Source organism: Kaistella sp. SH40-3 (assembly GCF_030686865.1).
In the GTDB taxonomy this organism is placed as follows: Bacteria; Bacteroidota; Bacteroidia; order Flavobacteriales; family Weeksellaceae; genus Kaistella.
Genome location: NZ_JAQYUS010000001.1, coordinates 216,642 through 236,530 on the forward strand (window position 1 = coordinate 216,642; position 19,889 = coordinate 236,530).

The window sequence follows — 19,889 nt, forward strand, 5'->3', positions numbered from 1 at the left end:
TTTCAAATCAATTAAAATGCAGCAAAATAACGGTTTAGATAAAAATCAATTAATCATTTTCGCCCTCTTTTCGATGATTATTATGGGAGCCATGTTTTATTTTCAAAATAAACAGCAGACCGAACAGCAATTAAAAGAAGCAGAAAATAAAACTCAAGTAACGAAAGCAGTTCAAAATCCTGCTACAAAACCGGCAATTGCGACCAATCTAAACGACAGCGTAAAAGCAACCTCCATTCAGCAAGTTGAATTAAAGAACAAAGATCTGACTTTAGCGATCTCTACTTTGGGTGGTCAACTTTCTACTGTTGAATTAAACGCTTATAAAGCGTATAACAAAAAAACCGATGTTAACGATAAGAAGTTGCTTCTGTTTGATAAGAATAATTCATCTTACGGCTTTCAGTTTAAAGATAAATCGGGGAAAACATTCAACACGAAAGATTTAGTTTTCGCACCGACTCAAAACGGAAATTCCGTAACGATGCAAGCGAATGTAAATGGTGCGGTCATTCAATTCATTTATACGCTATTAGATAAATACACGGTTGACTTTGATGTAAAAACACAAGGTTTAGCACAATTGGTTTCTGATTCTAAAGCAGAATTTGTTTGGGATCTAAGCGCAAGACAAATGGAAAAAGGTCGTTCGCAAGAGCAGACTCATACCGAATTCAATTACACTTTTGATAATTATAAAAGTTTCGATTACGACGGTAGAACCACGATGGAAGAACCAAAAGAAACACTGAACTGGTTAGCAATTAAACAACAGTTTTTCTCCATGGTGATTGAGCCACAACACGGTTTCAAAAACTCCCACGGTTCTCAAGAAACAATCGAGGAAGGTGAATTTGTGAAAAAATTCAATTTCAATGGACAGGTTGATTTGGCCGCAGGCGAGTTGAATCAAAATTTCAAATGGTATTTCATGCCTTTGGATTTACCTTTGTTAAAATCTTACGATAAAAACTTCGATGAACTGCTTCCTTTGGGTTGGTCGTTTATTGGAACACTGAACAGATGGTTCTTTATCCCGATGTATAATCTGATCTCAAGTTGGGGTCTTGCAGCAGGATGGGTAATTTTCTTAATGACGATTATTGTAAAAATCATCTTATCTCCGGTAATGTTTAAACAACATAAACTGAGTGCGATGATGCGCGTAATTCGTCCGGAAATCGATGAAGTAAACGCCAAATACAAAAATGCTGACGCAATGAAAAAACAGCAAGAAACAATGGCTGTTTATCGGAAAGCTGGCGTCAACCAAATGGCGGGTTGTTTGCCGGGATTAATTCAGGTTCCCATTTTCTACGCCTTATTCCGCTTCTTCCCGAACATGATCGATTTACGAGGTAAGAGTTTTTGGTTTGCTAAAGATTTAACCGCGTATGATGATGTGATTAAATTGCCAATGCACATTCCACTATTAGGAGATCACTTAAGTATTTTCGCTTTGGCGTGTACGGTAGTAATTTTAATTTATACGGTAATGACCGCAGGAAATATTCAGCAACCAACGCAAGAAGGAATGCCGAATATGAAAGTGATCATGTACATCTTCCCGATTACATTCCTATTCTTCTTGAATACGTCTGCATCAGGTTTATCTTGGTATTACTTTGTATCGAATGCGATTAATATTTTAATTATTTTGGTCATCAAATACTGGATTTTAGATGAGAAAAAAATCCACGCTCAAATTCAGATGAATAAAACTAAAGGTCCAAAACCAGAAGGTAAATTCCAGAAAAGAATGCGTGAGATGATGGAAAAAGCACAGGAACAACAAAAAGCGCAACAACAGCAAGGCGGAAAGAAAAAATAAAAGTTTTACTGATAAATATTAAAAAAACGGAAGATTACCTCTTCCGTTTTTTTATTGCTCATTGCTCAGTGAACATTGCTCATCAGATATTACTCATAATTAAGTCGAAATGATTGCCGATGATGAATCGTTGGTCCATATTTATTTAATGCTTCACGATGTTGTTTTGTAGCATAACCCATATTTTTATTCCAGCCATATTCGGGAAATTCTTCATGCAATTCAATCATTAATTTGTCTCGATAATTCTTTGCCAAAATAGATGCGCACGCAATCGCAAGAAGTTTAGAATCCCCTTTAATAATACATTGATGTGGAATAAATTGGTAGGGATGGAACTTATTTCCATCGATCAGGAGAAGTTCTGGGCGAATTATAAGTTGATCCAAAGCTAAATGCATGGCATGAATGCTTGCATTTAAGATATTATGCTCATCAATAAAAGCAGGAGAAAGTTCCGCAATAGCAAATTCTTGGACATTATTTTTGATGTAATCATCTAAATAAGATCGTGTTTTAAATGTTAATTTTTTCGAGTCATTAACCAAATTTTGGTTAAAATTTTCGTCTAGAATTACGGCTGCTGCTACGACAGGTCCACTTAAGCACCCTCTGCCAACTTCGTCGCAACCTGCTTCTATATACTTACCTGAGAAAGATTTTTGTAGTTCCATTAACTTCATTGAAAAGTTAAATTTACGATATTATTAAGAATTATTTAACAAATTGTTTGGTAGTATTGCAAAAAGTTTGCATTTTTGTTGTAATGAAAAAATTTAATTTGATATGAAGAAACTAACAACAAGCGTTTTAGTAGTTGTTCTAACTTCGTCATTTGCTTTGGTAAATGCACAGAAGAAAGACACTGTAAAAACGCAAGATATCGAAGGAGTAGTAGTAACTGCTCTTGGTATCAAAAGAGAGAAAAAATCTTTGGGTTATGCAACTCAAAGTATCAAGTCGGATGATATTACAAAATCACCGTCTTCGAATTTCACAAGTAACCTTTCAGGTAAAGTTGCTGGACTTAACATTAAAAACAGTGGTAACATTGGAGGTTCAGTAGACGTGACCTTAAGAGGCTATCGCTCAATGTCTGGTAGCAACCAGGTTTTATTTGTTGTTGATGGAGCTCCGATGATGAACTCGGGGAACTCTATTACTTCATCTGGACTAAATGTGGATACAGGAAACTCTATCTCGGATATTAACCCAGAAGACATTGCAGAAGTCAATGTATTGAAAGGTGCGGCTGCGACTGCACTTTATGGCTCTAGAGCTGCGAATGGTGCGATTATTATCACCACCAAAAAAGGTCGATCTTCTAACAAATTAGATATCGATTTCTCTTCTTCAGTATCTGTATCGGCAATTAACAAAGAAACATTCCCTACTTACCAACAACAGTATGGACAAGGATACGGACCTATTTATGGACCAAACGAAGATTCTTTCTTTGAGGTTTATAATGGACAGCCGTTGGCTCCAATGTACGAAGATGCTTCTTATGGTGCTGCTTATGATCCTAACTTACTGGTTTGGCAATACACTTCATTTGTACCAGGTGCGAGTAGCTTTGGTAAAGCAAGCCCTTGGAAAGTAGCAGAAAATGACCCTTCTTACTTATTTGACAAAGCATTTAGTTACAATAATTCAATTTCCGTTGCGAAAGGGAATGATGTATCTTCTTTCCGTTTATCTTACCAGAATGTACAGGGTAATGACATTTTACCAAATACAAGGTTAGACAAGAATAGTTTTACAGGAAATGCATCCTATAAAATTACCGATAAATTGACTGCAAGTTTATATGGTACCTTTGTTACCCAAGAAACCCGAGGTAAAAACCCAACTGGTTACCACGGTATGATTGGTAATTTCCGTCAGTGGTGGGCAACCAACGTTGATATGAAAGAACAAAGAGATTTGTATTTCTTGAACGGTAAAAATAATTCTTGGAACATTATGTCTCCAGACAATACTGCTCCACTTTATTGGGATAACCCATATTTCCGTGCTTATGAAAACTACATTTCTGATTCTAGAGATCGATTTGCTGGTAATTTCAGTTTAAATTATGATGTTTCAAGCAAAATTAATTTAATGGGTAGAGTTGCTCATGATGGATTCAATTATACAATTGATGAAAAAAGAGCAGTTGGTTCATTACCTGATACTATGTCTCTAGGACCTGCAACCGGAAATCAACCATCTGGATACGCTGTTGTAAACCAAAGAAGAAACGAAGAAAACTACGACTTCATCGGAACCTACAAAGATAGTTTCAACGAGAACATTAACTTCTCTGCATTATTAGGAAGTAATATTAACATTCAAAGATTCTATTCTAATGCACAAGGAACGCAAGGAGGATTATATATCCCTGGTGTTTACGCAGTATCTAACAGTGCAGCAACTCCAAATGCTCCACTTATTACCGACACTGAAAAAAGAATCTTCGGTCTTTTCGGACAAGCTACTTTAGGTTTCTATGACACTTATTTCGTTGAAGGATCTATTAGAAGAGACGTATCAACGGCTTTACCATCAGATAACAATACTTACTGGTATCCATCTGTATCAATGAGTGCTGTAATTTCTAACTGGTCATTCTTACAAGATTCTATTTTGAATTTTGGTAAGATTAGAGCATCTTATGCAGTAGTTGGAAATGACACCGCACCAAACCAATTACAAAATACATACGGCGTAACTACCACTTTCGGTACACCAACTTATGTATATAATACTACGGCGAAAAACCCTAATTTAAAACCAGAGAAAACCAAATCTGTTGAAGCTGGTATTAACTTACAGTTCTTCAAAAACAGAGTTGGAATAGATTTCGGATGGTTTAAAAATGACACGTCTGACCAAATTCTTGCTTTACCTGTAACTTTAGCATCAGGAAACTCTGCTAAATTCCAGAACGTAGGAAATATGAGATCAGAAGGTTTAGAACTTGCTTTGAATTTAGTTCCAGTTAAAACATCTAATTTCACTTGGGGTCTTGATGTAAACTGGTCTAACCCTAAATCGAAAGTTACAGAACTAGCATCTGGTGTTGAAAACATTACTTTAGGCTCATTCCAAGGTGGTGTAACCATTAACGCTTCATTGAATGATTCTTATGGAACAATAAAAGGTTCAAATTTCGTATATGATGACAATGGAAACAAAGTCCTCTCTAACAGTGGAGCATCTAAAGGAAAATACCTGAGCACCAACACCAATTCAGTAATTGGAAACATGCAGGCAGATTGGTTTGGAAGTGTAACGAACAGAGTTTCCTACAAAGATCTAAGCTTATCGTTCCAAGTTGATGTAAGACAAGGAGGTGAATTATTCTCTCTTGACCAGTACTATGGACAATCGACAGGTTTATATCCTGAAACTGTATTTACTAATGATTTAGGAAATCCTGTAAGAAATTCACTTGCAAATGGAGGTGGTGTGATTCTACCTGGTGTTGTTAATACCGGAACAGATGCGAACCCAATTTACACAGCAAACACAACTAGAATTGATGCTGAAGGTCAAAATGCCTTTGGATATTCTGCATACCCTGCTGCGAACTTCATTTATGACGCATCTTATGTGAAATTAAGAGAGGTAGCATTAACTTACTCTTTACCAAAAAGATTCTTAGAATCAACTTTTGTACAAGGTGCTTCGTTTAGTGTAATAGGAAACAACCTTTGGATCATCAGTAAACATGTACCTTATGCAGATCCAGAATCTGGATTAAGTGCTGGGAACGTTCAAGGATACCAAACCAGTGTACTTCCTACCACCAGAACTGTTTCTTTAAACATAAGATTAAACTTTTAATAAAATAGAAATGAAAAAAATATTAGCATCAATCTTATTGGTCTCTTTGCTGCAATCTTGCGGCCGGGAATCAATGTCCGAACTCAATACAGATCCGAACAGTTACTATACAACAGTTCCTGCATCAGTATTGACATATGCACAAAAACAATTAGCAGATTATGTGAGTACCCCTAACGTAAACGTTAATAATTTAAGACTCACAACGCAATACTGGCAAGAAACTACTTACTTAGATGAAAGTAGATATGATTTCTCGACCAGAAATGTTTCAGATCAAACTTGGAATTACCTATATGTAAGAGTAATTAAAAATCTTGATCAAGCAAGAAAACTGGTATTGGCTTATACACCAACTGCCAATGAAGCAACTACATGGGAACAGACTAAGAAAAACCAATTGGCCATCATAGAGTTGCAACAAGTGTATGCATTCCAACTTCTTGTAGACCTTTACGGAGATATTCCTTATAGCCAAGCAAGTGACATCGATGCAAATCCCCTTCCGAAATATGATTCTGGAAAAGATATCTACGCGAGTTTAATTGCCAGAACAAAAGCAGCAGTTACATCTCTTGACCTGACTGGTAAAAGTTTCGCAACTGGAGACAAATACTATAATGGAAGCGTTGCAAAATGGGAGAAATTTGGTAATTCATTAATGTTAAAACTAGGGATTGCAATAGCTGATTCAGATCCTGCTTTAGCACAATCAACAGTACAGACTGCAATCACAAGAGGAGTATTTACTTCTAAAGCAGATGATTGCGTACTAGCTTACCTTGCATCTCCTAACTACAGCCAGTTATATGCAAACTTAGTTGCAAGTAACCGTAATGATTATGTTGCAGGTAAAACTTTAGTAGATTACATGAATGTTAATAATGATGTTCGTAGAGATGTTTATTTTCAAAAGAACGTACATTATTTAGCAGGTGCTGTCACAGCAGTGACTGGTAACACAGTTACTTATACTCCAGCAGATACTGCACCAGCGGCGGCTCCTCAAGTTGGAGATGAAGTTTTTGTAATGCCAAACACTAAAGTTGGAACCATTGCAAGTATTTCTGGAAACTCTTTCACTTTAAGTGGCTACAAAGCAGGCGACATTGTTCCAGAAAATGATTTAGGATTCAGTTTTTATTATAAAGGTGGTACTATTGGTTCAAGTTCTTCTTTCAATTCAAACAGCAGACCGGGTGCATTTGCGTACGCAACCACTACTCCGGGAATACTTTTGAATTATACTGAAGTTGCATTCTACCTAGCAGAAGCCTCTGCAAGATGGAATATCGGCGGTACTCCTGCAGCAAATTATGCAACTGCAATTACTGCTTCATTTTTACAATGGGGTAAGACAGCAGCAGAAGCAACTGCATACATCGCCGCTCATCCATATGATGCAACCAATTGGAAGAAATCAATTGGAGAGCAAGCTTGGGTTGCAATGTATGATCAATCGCCTACAAGTTTCAACTTCTACAGAAGATTGGATTACCCAGTATTGTTACCTGCAGCAAATGCTGTAGCAGGATCAAACAACAAGGTACCGGTAAGATTGCAATATCCAGTAAGTGAGCAAACTACCAATCCAACAAACTACGAAGCGGGTTCATCGGCAATTGGTGGAGATTTCCTTTACACTAAACTATTCTGGGATAAATTCTAATATTTATTTTAAAGAATTAATATAAGCCACTCTTCGGAGTGGTTTTTTTATTTCCGTATATTTGTCCTTCAAAATAAAACCATGAATATTAAAGATATCATCCAGAATAAACTCGCCGAAATTGTAAATACTGTTTTTCAAATCGATGATGTTAACCAAAGAAATAACCTGACCTTAGAGGTTCAGCAAAATAAATCTGAATTCGAAGGTGATTTTACCATCGTTACTTTTCCCCTTGTGAAAATTTTAAAGAAAAGTCCAGATGTAATTGCAGTGGAATTAGGCGACGCTTTCACAACTCAAGCTGATTTTGTCGAAAGTTATACGGTTGTAAAAGGTTTCCTTAATTTAAAAATTAAAAATAATTTCTTTTTAGATAATTTTAATTCGACGAAAGAAAACTTCGATAAAAAAGAAAATAAAAACAGAACGGTAATGGTGGAATATTCTTCGCCAAACACCAATAAACCATTGCATCTTGGCCATATCAGAAATAACCTTTTGGGATATTCTGTAGCCCAGATTCTAAAAGAAGACGGTTATAATGTGATCAAAACCCAAATCATCAATGATCGTGGGATTCATATCTGCAAATCAATGCTTGCTTGGGAAAAATATGGAAACAATGAAACTCCAGAATCCACAAATTTGAAAGGGGATAAACTCGTGGGGAATTATTATGTAGCCTTCGATAAAACCTATAAAAAAGAAATTGCCGATCTGGTAGAAAAAGGATATGATGAAGAAACTGCAAAAAAACAAGCACCCATTATTTTAGAAGCTCAAAAGATGCTCCTCGACTGGGAGAAAGGAGATGAAACGGTAAGAAATTTGTGGAGCGAAATGAATTCTTGGGTCTATGCCGGATTCGCTGAAACTTACAAAAGACTCGGTGTAGATTTCGATCAGGTTCAGTATGAAAGCAATACCTACCTTTTAGGAAAAGATTTAATTCAGGAAGGTTTGCAAAAAGGAGTTTTGTACCGAAAAGAAGATGGCTCCGTTTGGTGTGATCTTTCCGAAGAAGGTTTAGACCATAAATTACTATTGCGCGGCGACGGAACTTCAGTTTATATGACTCAGGATTTAGGAACAGCCGTTCAGCGTTTCAAAGAAAACTCTATTCAGAAATTAATTTATACTGTAGGAAATGAACAGGATTATCACTTTGATGTATTGTTCAAAATCCTTAAAAAAATAGGCTACGATTGGGCAGAAAACTTATTCCATCTTTCTTATGGAATGGTTGAACTGCCTGCTGGCAAAATGAAATCTCGTGAAGGAACCGTGGTAGATGCAGATGATCTAATGCAGGAAATGTACATCACCGCTAAAGAAAAAGCACAGGAATTAGGAAAATTAGAAAATTTATCTGCTGAAGAAAAAGAGAAATCTTACGAAACCGTTGGCTTAGGTGCATTGAAATACTTTATGCTAAAAGTCGATCCAAAGAAAAAAATGCTCTTTAATCCCGCAGAAAGTATCGATTTCGCTGGAAACACTGGACCTTTTATTCAATATACTTACGCACGGATTCAATCTTTGCTGGCGAAAGCAGAATACAAACAGACAACCGTTTCCGCTTATGAAATTAACGACTCTGAAAAGGAACTGGTTATGAATCTTTCCAATTTCAAAGAAGTTGTGTCAAGAGCCGCAGAAACGCTTTCTCCGGCTTTGGTTGCAAACTACATTTATGAAGTCGTAAAATCGTATAATTCTTTCTATCAAAATAACCCAATCCTTAATCAAGATGATGAAAATGCGAAAAACTTCCGTTTGGAATTGTCAGAATTAACAGGGAAAACAATAAAAAAAGGACTAGAATTATTGGGAATTGGCACGGTAAACCGTATGTAACATTTGGCTATCTTAAGTTTGCATCGAACTTCGGCACAAAATGAGGAACGGGTTTCAATGATTCAATTAAAATTAATAAATTGAATCTATCTTTTTTTCTACCCATTCCTCAAAACTGAATATGGTTTTCCGACTGCGATTTCATGCGGCAAATCCTTCTATTTAAAAACTTAAATTTCGAGATGAAAATTGATTTTACGAACCCAAAACTCCAAACTCCAAGTTCCGAATTTGAGAAGAAAGTTACTTCATTTATTCAGGAATGGTTTAATAAATCATCAACCGTAAAAGTTCAAACGTCGGGTTCTACCGGGAAACCAAAAGTTTTTGAAATTGAAAAAGAACGCATGCGTCATTCCGCAAATAAGACATGCGATATTTTAGGATTAGAAGAAGGTGACACTGCCCTACTCTGTCTTCCTGTTGATTATATATCTGGAAAAATGATGGTAGTAAGAGCAGTTGAAAGAAAGTTAAAATTACTGGTTAAGAAACCTTCAACAAGACCGATCGCAGATTTAACCGAAGAGATTACTTTCTGTGCAATGTCTCCACTTCAGGTTGAAAATTCATTGAACGACCTTCATTGGATTAAAAAATTGATAATCGGTGGCGCTGCAGTTTCAGAATCGTTAAAGACAAAAATCGCCGAAAAACTTAAAAAGTCAGGAACTCAGGCACAAATATTTGAGACTTTCGGAATGTCGGAAACGCTTTCTCATATAGCGTTAAAACAAATATATCCTGTCGCAGAAGAATATTTTAAAATATTAGATGAAGTTGAAATCTCCCTAGATGAAAGAGGATGTTTACAAATATTTGCTCCGAACCTGAATCCTGAACTTTTAATAACAAATGATTTAGCAGAGATTAAGAGCAGTAAAGAATTTAAATTTCTTGGTAGAATTGATAACGTCATTAATTCCGGAGGTTTAAAAATATATCCCGAACAATTAGAAAATCTGGCAAAAAAAGTAGTCCCAAATGAAGTTGCTTTCTTGGGAATTCCGGATGAAAAACTCGGTCAAAAATTAGTTTTAGTCATTGAAGGTGAAGTGGGTAAAAACATTCATCAAGAATTGTCTACCATTAGTTATCCTTCCAAAAATCATCAACCGAAAGAAATTATTTTTCTCGAAAATTTCCCACGGATTCCTAATGGCAAAGTGAATCGTAAAGAATTGCTAAATTTGCTTTAGACCATTTATTCCAAACATGAAAGATTTCTCCAAAGAATTAACCTACAAAACTTCTCGCAGCAGCGGTGCGGGAGGACAAAATGTAAATAAGGTTGAAACTTCGGTTACCGTAATGTGGAATGTAGCGGAAAGTGAATGTTTCTCCATCGAAGGAAAAGAAATGATTTTGGAAAAACTCAAAAACCGCATCAATGCTGAAGGCATTTTACAATTAACGGTTTCGGAAAGCCGAACCCAACTTCAAAATAAAAAAATTGCAACCGAGCGTATTTTAGAAATTGTAGAAAAATCTTTGTTCATTCCTAAAACCCGAAAAGCCACAAAACCCTCGAAATCAAAAATCGAAAAACGGAAAAAAGCCAATAAACATCTTTCCGAAAAAAAGGAAAATAGGAGGTTTAAAATTTGATACTTTTTTAATTACTCCTTTTTCTGATTGATATCTCATAGGGTTCCACTCTGCGGTTTTTATCTTCACTACTTCATTGTTTATTGGAAGTTCACCATTAATTCTCTTTTTAAACAAATCGCTCTTTCTCTTTAGCCCCGATGGAAGAGGAAATCCCGGAATGAGGTGCGAGCAAAACGAGTACCGAAATGAGGAATTGAAACGGACAGCGGGACGGGTTTTCTAAGAAGCGAAAATTTGGTTGCTCCTCATCAAATTCTTAAAATTCATTATCTTTGCTAAAATCAAAAAATTATGAGTAAACCGATTACGGAATTTATCGAAAAATATTATCTGCATTTTAATTCTGCAGCGTTAGTTGATGCTTCAAAAGGATATGTTGCGCATTTAAAAGATGGCGGAAAAATGATGATTACTTTGGCTGGAGCAATGTCCACTGCAGAAATCGGAAAAATTTTAGCCCAAATGATTCGTGAAGATAAAGTTCATATTATTTCTTGTACGGGTGCAAACTTAGAAGAAGATTTAATGAATTTAGTCGCTCATTCTCATTACAAAAGAGTTCCACATTACCGTGACTTAACTCCACAGGAAGAATGGGATTTGATGGAGAAAGGCTTGAATCGTGTTACTGATACATGTATTCCGGAAGAGGAAGCGTTCCGTAGATTGCAGGAACATATTGTGAAAATTTGGAAAGATGCTGAAGCAAAAGGCGAGCGATTTTTCCCTCACGAATATATGTACAAAATGATTTTGTCTGGAGTTTTGGAGCAGTATTATGAAATCCCGAGAGAGAATTCTTGGATGATCGCTGCTGCAGAGAAAAACTTACCTATTGTGGTTCCAGGTTGGGAAGATTCTACTATGGGAAATATCTTCTCAAGTTACTGTATCAAAGGTGAATTGAAACCTTCAACTGTAAAATCTGGTATTGAATATATGATGTATTTGGCAGATTGGTACCCGAAAAATTCAGGTGGAAAAGGCGTTGGTTTCTTCCAAGTTGGAGGTGGGATCGCAGGTGATTTCCCAATCTGTGTAGTTCCGATGTTGTACCAAGATATGGAAATGACAGACACGCCGTTCTGGTCTTATTTCTGTCAGATTTCTGATTCAACTACTTCTTACGGTTCTTATTCAGGAGCAGTTCCGAACGAAAAAATTACGTGGGGAAAACTGGACATCACTACACCGAAATTTATCGTTGAAAGTGACGCAACCATTTGTGCACCGCTAATGTTCTCTTATATCCTAGAGAATTCTTAAGAAATTAATTTCTTTGAATAATATAAAGTCGCTCCAAATCTGGAACGACTTTTTTTGAATTTATTCTCTCCCAGATTTTAGATTCGAAAATATTTCTAGAAAAAGTCTAACTTTAATCTATGAATGAACTATTCAAAAAACAGGTTTTTGAAATCATTATGATGATTCCGAGCGGTCGGGTGACAAGTTATGGTGCGATTGCAAAAGCAGTAGGTTATCCGAATCATGCAAGACATGTTGGGAATGCACTGCGAAACTATGATGAAGAATTTCCGGCACATCGGGTTTGTAATGGGTCTGGTAAAATTACGGCAAGTTGCGTTCGTGACTTCGTTGGGAAATTAAAGAAAGAAGGTGTAGAAGTTAGAGAGGGAAAAATTCAGGATTTTAAAAAAGTGTTTTGGAATCCTTTAGAAGAACTTTAAAAATTCGAAAACAAAAAAGCATTCAAAATAATTTGAATGCTTTTTTGTTTTTTATAGAAATCTAATTAAATTTCATCGTCAGATTCAATCGTAAACGATTTTGATTTAAAATCTTTGTCGTGCTTTTCAGAAATAACATCTTCTCCTTTTTGGCTAATGATGAAATCTGTAGATTCTTTAAACATCTCTTCGAAACTTTTAAAATCTTCTTTATATAAATAAATTTTATGTTTTTCAAAAGATGCTTCTCCATTTTCACCAAAATTCTTTTTACTTTCGGTAATTGTTAAATAATAATCTCCCGCTTTGGTTTCGCGCACATCAAAGAAATAAGTTCTTCTTCCTGCCTTCAACACCTTTGTAAAAATTTCGTTTTCGTGGCGTTCCTTGTAATCACTCATTGTTTGCTATTTTTCAAATCTTGTTAACAAATATAAAAGATTTCTTTTAACTGAGAAATTTATTTTAAAATATTTATACAAAAATATGATTTATTGGTAATGATTCCGACTATTAATTCAGATTATCATTTTCTATTGGCGTAAGATTCAATATTTTATCCGCACGTTTTGCACTACTTTCCCGATGTGTAATAATGATTGAGGTACAGTTCTGAATCTCATTCTCAATATTCTGAAGGATATTTTCTTCGGTTTCGGTATCTAAAGCCGATAACGAATCATCGAAAATTAAAATGGAAGGCTCTTTAATCAAAGCGCGTGCGATACAAATCCTTTGTTTTTGACCACCAGAAAGCATAACTCCACGTTCGCCAACTAGTGTTTTGTATTGGTTTTTGAACTCTACAATGTTTTTATGAACATCTGCTTTCTTCGCATATTCAACTACCAAATCATGTGATGGTTTATCAATCGCAAAACCAATATTATTTTCGATGGTATCTGAAAAAAGGAAACTTTCCTGTGGAATATATCCGATGAATTTTCGATAATTTTCTAGGTTATGGTCTTTTAGATTTTTTCCATCAATTAAAATTTCTCCTTCAGTTGGATCGATTAAACGGCAAAGTAAAAGGGCAATGGTAGATTTTCCACTTCCGGTTTTTCCCATAATTGCTAAGGATTTCCCAGCTTCAATTGTAAAACTTAAATTATTGAGTGCTTTAATTCCGGTGTTCGGATAAACATATGATACGTTTCTAAATTCGATATCTCCTTTAATGGGATAAATCTCATTTTTGGTATTAATGATATCGGTTTTCATATCCAGAAACTCATTAATTCTAGCCATTGATGCCTCTGCTCTTTGATTGACTGAAGTTACCCAACCCACCATTGAAAAAGGGAAAATCAAAATATTAATATATAAAAAGAAATCTGCAATCTTACCGACGGAGAGCTCGTTCGCCATATATTTTTGCCCGCCAATTAAGAGAATAACCACATTTAATAGACCAATAACAAATAGAATAATGGTAAAAAAATATGCCTCTGTTTTTGCAAGATCTAATGATTTATCCTGATAATCTTTTACTTTCGTTCCGTAACTTTTTTCGATGTAACTTTCTTTTGCAAAAAATTTAACCACCCGAATTCCAGAGAAACTGTCTTGTACAAAAGTAGAAATCGCAGACTGGCTTTTCTGCATTATTTTCGATTTCTTATTGATGATCGAACTTACTTTATAAATGAGGAAAGAAAGAATCGGCAACGGAAGCAGCGACCAAAGTGTCATCGCAACGTTGGTGTTGAGCATATAAATACTCGTAATGATGAGTAAGACCAACAAATTGGCAACATACATAACGCCAGGACCAAGATACATTCTAACCGCAACTACGTCTTCACTTAAACGATTCATCAAGTCACCGATGGTGGTTTTCTTAAAGTCCGTTAATGATAATTCCTGATAATGATTATAAATTTTATTTTTCAATTCGTACTCAATTCTTCGGGAAGAAACGATGATGGTTTGGCGCATCATAAAGGTAAAGAATCCTGTTAATAGCGAAGATCCAACAATAATCCCGACATAAATTAAAACCTGTTTATTGAAACCCAGATTAGTGGTTTTTGAGATTTCATCAATTGATTTACCAACGAATTGAACTTTGAAAATATTGAAAAAATTGCTGGCAACAATGAATAAAAACCCATAAAACAACAGGTTTCTATGTTTCCAGAAATAGGGATTAAGTGTTTTAAGTGCGTTCATAAATATCGATCGGTTTTCAACAGTTTGATTGCTTATAAACCGTTGCAAAAGTAAGAAATTGAAAATTGATTTTGTTTTTAATTTGCAATCATTGAGCATTCCAATAATTGATGTCGGCGAATACTTTAACATAAGTTATGCCTTTTAAGTTTCCACTTCAGACAAATTTATTATCTTTGCACGCATAAAAGCTCTTTGAAATGTTAGGAAGAAGACAAATCCGCGAAAAGGTAGTAGAATCGCTGTATTCATATTACCAAAACCCTATTAAATTCGATATACTAGAGAAGAATATGTTCTCAGAAATCGATAAAATCTATCATCTTTACATTTACCAACTTAATTTTTTGGTGGCTCTGAAAGATTTAGCAGAAAGACAAATCGAAATCGGTAAGAATAAATACATTCAAACTGATAAAGAAATCAATCCTAACCAAAAATTCATCAACAATCAAATATTAATCAAACTAGAAGAAAATGAGGAGCGCCTTTCATTTACTTCTAAAAATCAGGATTTAAAATGGGATTTGTATGATGACTTGTTAGTGAAAACGTTTCAGAGAATGTCGGCTGGTAAGAGATATCAAGATTTCATGAAAGAAGAAGGCCATTCCTTCGAAGCAGACCAAAAATTTATCGGTAAACTCTTTTTAAGATATATCGCTGAAAACGAAGATTTTCACGAACATCTGGAAGAAAAAGAATTGAGTTGGGCTGATGATTTTCATATCTCCAATTCGATGATTCAAAAGACCATCGGTTTCTTTAAAGAAAATCAACCGAGTCACACTTTAATTAAAATGATTAAAGATGAAGAAGACCGCGAATTTGCCCGTAAACTTTTAAAAGAATCCCTAAATCACTGGGATGAAAACGAGAAAAAACTGGAAGGCCGATTAGACAACTGGGATCTAGACCGTGTTGCTTTAATTGATAAAATCATTTTGATTGCCGCTATTTCAGAACTTGATTATTTCCCATTAACTCCTGCCCGAGTTATTATTAATGAATATATCGAGATCGCTAAAGTATTTTCTACGGATCGTTCCAACATCTTCATCAATGGGATTTTAGATAAATACACCAAAGATTTAAATAGAAGTTAATATGAAATCGCCTTTTACAAATTTGGAAACAAAACATCAATAAAGATTGGCGATACCATATGAACTTTAAAAAAATAAATATGTACCTATGAAAAATTTTATTAAAATAGCACCAATCGTAGTTGCTTTAACTTTAGTAAGTTGTAAAAAAGACCAGACTGCAGATCAACTTGTAACCGAGCAAGAAACTGCTCAACCTGCTCCTGAAGTACCAGTAGTTGAATCAAACGAGGATCTATTGAAAGAAGCGCAGTCGAAACCATTAACAACGATCGCTTTATCTGAAGCACAGTTTGATTTCGGTAAAATTAAAAAAGGGGATCACAAAGAACATACTTATGAAATTACCAATATGGGCAAAAATCCATTAATTATTTCTCAAGTAAAACCAGGTTGTGGCTGCACGGTTCCTGACTATACCAAAGAACCAATTCTTCCAGGAAAAAAAGGGAAAATTACTTTAAAATTTGATTCTTCAAGTTTTGATGGAATGGTATATAAACAAGCAGAAGTGTACGCAAATGTTGAGAAAGCACCAATTATGCTTACCTTCTCGGCAGATATTCAACCTTAATTAAATTAAACTTAAATAATGATATCAATATTTTTACAAGCACCAGCAGCGGAAGGCACAATGACTCCAACTTTGGTTATGATGGGCTTAATGTTCGTCGGATTTTATTTTCTGATGATTCGTCCACAAATGAAAAAATCAAAACAGGAAAAAAACTTTCAATCTGAATTGAAAGTAGGAAGCAGAGTGGTAACCACATCTGGATTGCACGGTAGAATTGCCCAAATACAAGAAGATGGTGTGGTAATCGAAACCCTTTCTGGGAAATTAAAATTTGAAAAAGCAGCGATTTCAAGAGAATTTACCCAACAGCGTTTTCCTAACAACTCAGACGAAACGAAATAATATTTTCGAAAGAACTATTTATAAAGCAATCTCAATGAGGTTGCTTTTTTGTTTGTACTCCTAAAAAAAGTTTACTGAAACGAGTTCAGTAAACTTTAATATAAATGTAAGGAATTAAAATAAAACCAATAATGCCTTCAATTTAGCTAAAGAATAAAATCAGTAAACTCGCAACAAAGATCCTGAATATCGTTACCAAAGGATAAACCTGTGCATAGGTTTGAATCGGAATATCAGAATCTAAATAGTTTGTACTAAACGAAAGTGCTGCCGGATCCGTATAACTTCCGCTCATAATTCCGACCAATTGCAGGTAATTAATTTTCATAATGAAGCGTCCAATAACAACCATTAAAATTAATGGTATAAATGTAATCGCACAGCCATATAATAACCAAAGCCATCCATTATATTGAATGAAATTATTGTAAAAGCCATCGCCTGCGTGAATCCCAACTGCGGCGAAGAACAGGCAAATCCCTAAATCTTTCATAAAATAGGTTGCGCCAGTATTAATATATGAATGGATAAACGCAATCCCACCATAGCGCGAAATTAATAATGCGACAATCAAAGGCCCAGCGGCAAATCCTAATTTAATTGGTACGGGTAAACTCGGAATGGCAATCGGGATTGATCCTAAAATTACACCCAATAATAATCCACCAAACAAAGAAAGGAAATCGGGTTCTAAAAGTTTCTTTTCGGAATTTCCAATAATTTCTCCTACTTCCTCAATGGCTTCTGCAGAACCGATGACCCGCAATTTATCTCCATAAAATAATTCCAGTGACGGTCTCGGTAAAATTTCTTTACCGGCGCGAAAAACTCTCGTTACCTTTAAATCAAACGTATTGTAAAGATCTAATTCTGAAAGTTTTTTATGAATAACATTTGCATTGGTCACAAAAATATTTTTCTTTAGAATTTGTTTATCGGATTCAATGAATAAATCAGAAGATGGTCGCCCTACCGTTGCAATGAAATCGTCTAAATCTTTCTCTAAACCTACTAACATCAAAACATCACGATCTCGCAATTCAGTATCCAACATTGGAGATTTTACCGCAACTGATCCACTATGTTTCAACCGTGAAACCACAACTTCTCTTCCGAAATCTGCGATGGTTTGTTTTAATGTTTTACCAAAATAGTCAGGATTTGTAATTCGAACTTTTTTATGAACCAAAGGAAGTTCGCGGTTAATTTTTGATTTCCGGAATTTCTTCATTTCTTCATCTGGATTGATTTTCAAAAGCAATTTCGAAATGATAATAGTTGCGATAATACCAAAAACTCCGAGTGGATAAGTTATGGCATAACCAATGGTGGGGTCATTAAATTTTTTATCAGGAAATGAATTGGTTATTTCTTCAATGGTGTTTTTAGCAGCTCCTAAACCCGGCGTATTGGTCACAGAACCACTCATGATTCCAACTAAATCTTCAATTTTGAGACCGGTGAAATAAAAAAGTCCGACCGTAATAACTCCGCCCAAAAGCACAGTGGAAACTGCCAGAATATTAAACTTTAAACCTTCATTCCGAAAGGAGGAAAAAAAGGATGGTCCAACTTGTAAACCGATCCCGTAAACGAAAAGTATTAAACCAAAATCACGAATAAAATCTAAAATACCAGGTTGAATTCTATAACCCAGATGCCCCAAAATTAAACCTGTAAACATGACAGCAGAAACACCAAAAGTAATTTTCCCCATCTTGAGTCTTCCAAAAAAAACACCCGTTCCAATAGCGAGCATTATGGCAACAATAGATTGCGTTACAGAAGGAACTTCGCCAGGTAATAAAAGTAATTTTAACCAATCAAACATCTTCTCTATTTTTTTATTTTCACGTAAAAATAAGATTAATAATCATCAATAGAGAATCGAACATAATGAAATGTATCACATTACATTACTTGACTTGTAAATTATTCATCAAACGAATTCCAATACTGCAGCGTAAACATTCTTTTTTCTGGCAGTAATTGCGATAGTGAAAAAGTAGTGATTGCGTTTCAAGCGCATTTTTGGGTTTCACCTGTAAAGATTTCCATTGATTGATAATCGTATTTTTCTCTGGCGAAATATGCTGGTATAAAGTCAGAATTTCATCGGGAATATTCTCGTCGGTATTTTTATGGTAAGTATATTTTAAAGGCAGAACAGCATTAATTAAAACCAACTCTATGAAATCTTTAGTTAAAGTTTTTTCGCCGTGAACGGATGATATTTTTCCAAAATTAAATCGATTATCCCAATATTCGCTGGCTTTTACCTTATTAAAAATGTCGTGAATTTGATCAATATTCTTTGCATTAATAAGTTTCGAAAATAGATTCTGGTTTTGATGATATAAAGATGCTAATTGGGAAAGCCGAATCGTTGGAAAGTTCGGCGGTCGCAGTTTTGAAAACTTGGGATGAATATAAAATTCTGGAAGAGCATATTTTATTTTTAAAAATTCAAATTCCCGCTTCCAGATTTTGGTTTGTTCATCAGTTAGATTTGCGAGCCAGCCACAGATTCCGAAAAACAGCGCTTCTAATTGTGTTTGGTTTTGACGAATTTTATTGAAAACGGAATAGTCAATACTTTCCGCCAACTGTTTGAAAATAAGCGCGTTTACTTTTAATCCGAATGCATAGGCGAGTTGCTGAAATAAAACTGCTTCGTAATTATTTTGATAAAGTTTAAGCGATTCTTCAATTTCGATTGATTTTTCATCTAACTTTTGCAGCAGATTTTCTTCATGAAAATTAACGGGGAGATCGTTAGGATTAAAAATTTTTTCGCAGGGAATAAATTGAGTTTCCTGAAGTAAAATTTCATATTTTGAAAGAATGTTTTCATCGATATAATCTTTCAGTTCTAAAGTTGGAATATTCTTGTATGTAAATTCTTCTATTTCAACATCATGAATGAAAACCACATGAGCAATAATGTTTTCAAACTCAGGATTCCCAGAATGTTTATGAAAAATCCAGTCAGATGATTTTACATGAAGTTCAATATTTCCAACCAAAGTCAAACCTTTGATTTTTATTTTGCCAAATAGGAAATCTGGTCCGGAGTCGAAATTCCATCTGCCGAAATCAAGAATCTCTAGGTCATTTCCATCCACATCTTTGAAATCAAAACTTTTAAAAATTTTGAAATTCCATAGATATTGAAGCAACTTTTCATTCACGGTCA

Annotated in this window: 16 protein-coding genes; 11 read left to right on the plus strand and 5 right to left on the minus strand. The window is 35.0% G+C overall.

All coding sequences use genetic code 11. The features are described from left to right. Positions 1-16 precede the first annotated feature (16 nt). The gene (yidC, locus tag PUH65_RS00955) at positions 17-1,831 is read left to right on the plus strand and encodes a membrane protein insertase YidC (protein ID WP_305517982.1); all 1,815 of its coding nucleotides are present in this window, start codon (positions 17-19) and stop codon (positions 1,829-1,831) included. 89 nt (positions 1,832-1,920) lie between these two features. Here the strand turns inward: yidC and PUH65_RS00960 are convergent, their stop codons facing one another. After that, on the minus strand, positions 1,921-2,505 hold the full coding sequence (locus tag PUH65_RS00960; RefSeq protein WP_305517983.1) for a ribonuclease HII: 585 nt from the start codon (positions 2,503-2,505) through the stop codon (positions 1,921-1,923). A 112-nt stretch (positions 2,506-2,617) separates the two neighbouring features. On the opposite strand from PUH65_RS00960, the gene PUH65_RS00965 reads away from it, so the two are divergent. The 7 genes from PUH65_RS00965 to PUH65_RS00995 all read left to right on the plus strand — a co-directional run bounded on the left by PUH65_RS00965 (position 2,618) and on the right by PUH65_RS00995 (position 12,493). Further along, positions 2,618-5,662, plus strand: coding sequence for a SusC/RagA family TonB-linked outer membrane protein (locus PUH65_RS00965; protein WP_305517984.1), 3,045 nt, complete (start codon positions 2,618-2,620; stop codon positions 5,660-5,662). Between the two features lie 10 nt (positions 5,663-5,672). Further along, positions 5,673-7,331 carry a SusD/RagB family nutrient-binding outer membrane lipoprotein gene (locus PUH65_RS00970; protein WP_305517985.1) on the plus strand — a complete coding sequence of 553 codons (1,659 nt, stop codon included), beginning with the start codon at positions 5,673-5,675 and terminating at the stop codon, positions 7,329-7,331. An 81-nt stretch (positions 7,332-7,412) separates the two neighbouring features. Then, positions 7,413-9,191: an arginine--tRNA ligase gene (gene argS / locus PUH65_RS00975; RefSeq protein ID WP_305517986.1), complete on the plus strand. Its 1,779-nt coding sequence runs from the start codon at positions 7,413-7,415 to the stop codon at positions 9,189-9,191. A gap of 182 nt (positions 9,192-9,373) precedes the next feature. Further along, a complete protein-coding gene (locus tag PUH65_RS00980) occupies positions 9,374-10,390 on the plus strand; it encodes an AMP-binding protein (RefSeq protein ID WP_305517987.1) in 1,017 nt (338 codons plus the stop codon). 16 nt (positions 10,391-10,406) lie between these two features. Continuing rightward, the gene (gene arfB / locus PUH65_RS00985) at positions 10,407-10,799 is read left to right on the plus strand and encodes an alternative ribosome rescue aminoacyl-tRNA hydrolase ArfB (protein WP_305517988.1); all 393 of its coding nucleotides are present in this window, start codon (positions 10,407-10,409) and stop codon (positions 10,797-10,799) included. A gap of 294 nt (positions 10,800-11,093) precedes the next feature. Further along, on the plus strand, positions 11,094-12,068 hold the full coding sequence (locus PUH65_RS00990; RefSeq protein WP_305517989.1) for a deoxyhypusine synthase family protein: 975 nt from the start codon (positions 11,094-11,096) through the stop codon (positions 12,066-12,068). Positions 12,069-12,187: 119 nt separating this feature from the next. Then, positions 12,188-12,493, plus strand: a complete 306-nt coding sequence (locus PUH65_RS00995) for an MGMT family protein (RefSeq protein ID WP_305517990.1) — start codon at positions 12,188-12,190, stop codon at positions 12,491-12,493. A 65-nt stretch (positions 12,494-12,558) separates the two neighbouring features. Here the strand turns inward: PUH65_RS00995 and PUH65_RS01000 are convergent, their stop codons facing one another. Beyond that, on the minus strand, positions 12,559-12,894 hold the full coding sequence (locus PUH65_RS01000) for a DUF3276 family protein (protein WP_305517991.1): 336 nt from the start codon (positions 12,892-12,894) through the stop codon (positions 12,559-12,561). 112 nt (positions 12,895-13,006) lie between these two features. Beyond that, positions 13,007-14,668: an ABC transporter ATP-binding protein gene (locus PUH65_RS01005; RefSeq protein ID WP_305517992.1), complete on the minus strand. Its 1,662-nt coding sequence runs from the start codon at positions 14,666-14,668 to the stop codon at positions 13,007-13,009. Positions 14,669-14,868: 200 nt separating this feature from the next. Between PUH65_RS01005 and nusB the strand changes: the two genes are divergently transcribed. The 3 genes from nusB (at position 14,869) to yajC (ending at position 16,693) form a co-directional block, all read left to right on the plus strand. Beyond that, positions 14,869-15,774 (plus strand): transcription antitermination factor NusB, encoded by a 906-nt coding sequence (gene nusB / locus PUH65_RS01010; RefSeq protein WP_305517993.1) that lies wholly within the window; start codon positions 14,869-14,871, stop codon positions 15,772-15,774. Positions 15,775-15,862: 88 nt separating this feature from the next. After that, positions 15,863-16,348: a DUF1573 domain-containing protein gene (locus PUH65_RS01015; protein ID WP_305517994.1), complete on the plus strand. Its 486-nt coding sequence runs from the start codon at positions 15,863-15,865 to the stop codon at positions 16,346-16,348. Between the two features lie 18 nt (positions 16,349-16,366). Beyond that, complete coding sequence (gene yajC / locus PUH65_RS01020) at positions 16,367-16,693, plus strand: preprotein translocase subunit YajC (protein ID WP_305517995.1); 327 nt, start codon at positions 16,367-16,369, stop codon at positions 16,691-16,693. 142 nt (positions 16,694-16,835) lie between these two features. Here yajC and PUH65_RS01025 read toward each other — a convergent pair whose 3' ends face one another. Beyond that, positions 16,836-18,524 carry a putative transporter gene (locus tag PUH65_RS01025; protein WP_305517996.1) on the minus strand — a complete coding sequence of 563 codons (1,689 nt, stop codon included), beginning with the start codon at positions 18,522-18,524 and terminating at the stop codon, positions 16,836-16,838. Between the two features lie 85 nt (positions 18,525-18,609). Further along, a complete protein-coding gene (locus tag PUH65_RS01030) occupies positions 18,610-19,884 on the minus strand; it encodes a DUF2851 family protein (RefSeq protein ID WP_305517997.1) in 1,275 nt (424 codons plus the stop codon). Positions 19,885-19,889 lie beyond the last annotated feature (5 nt).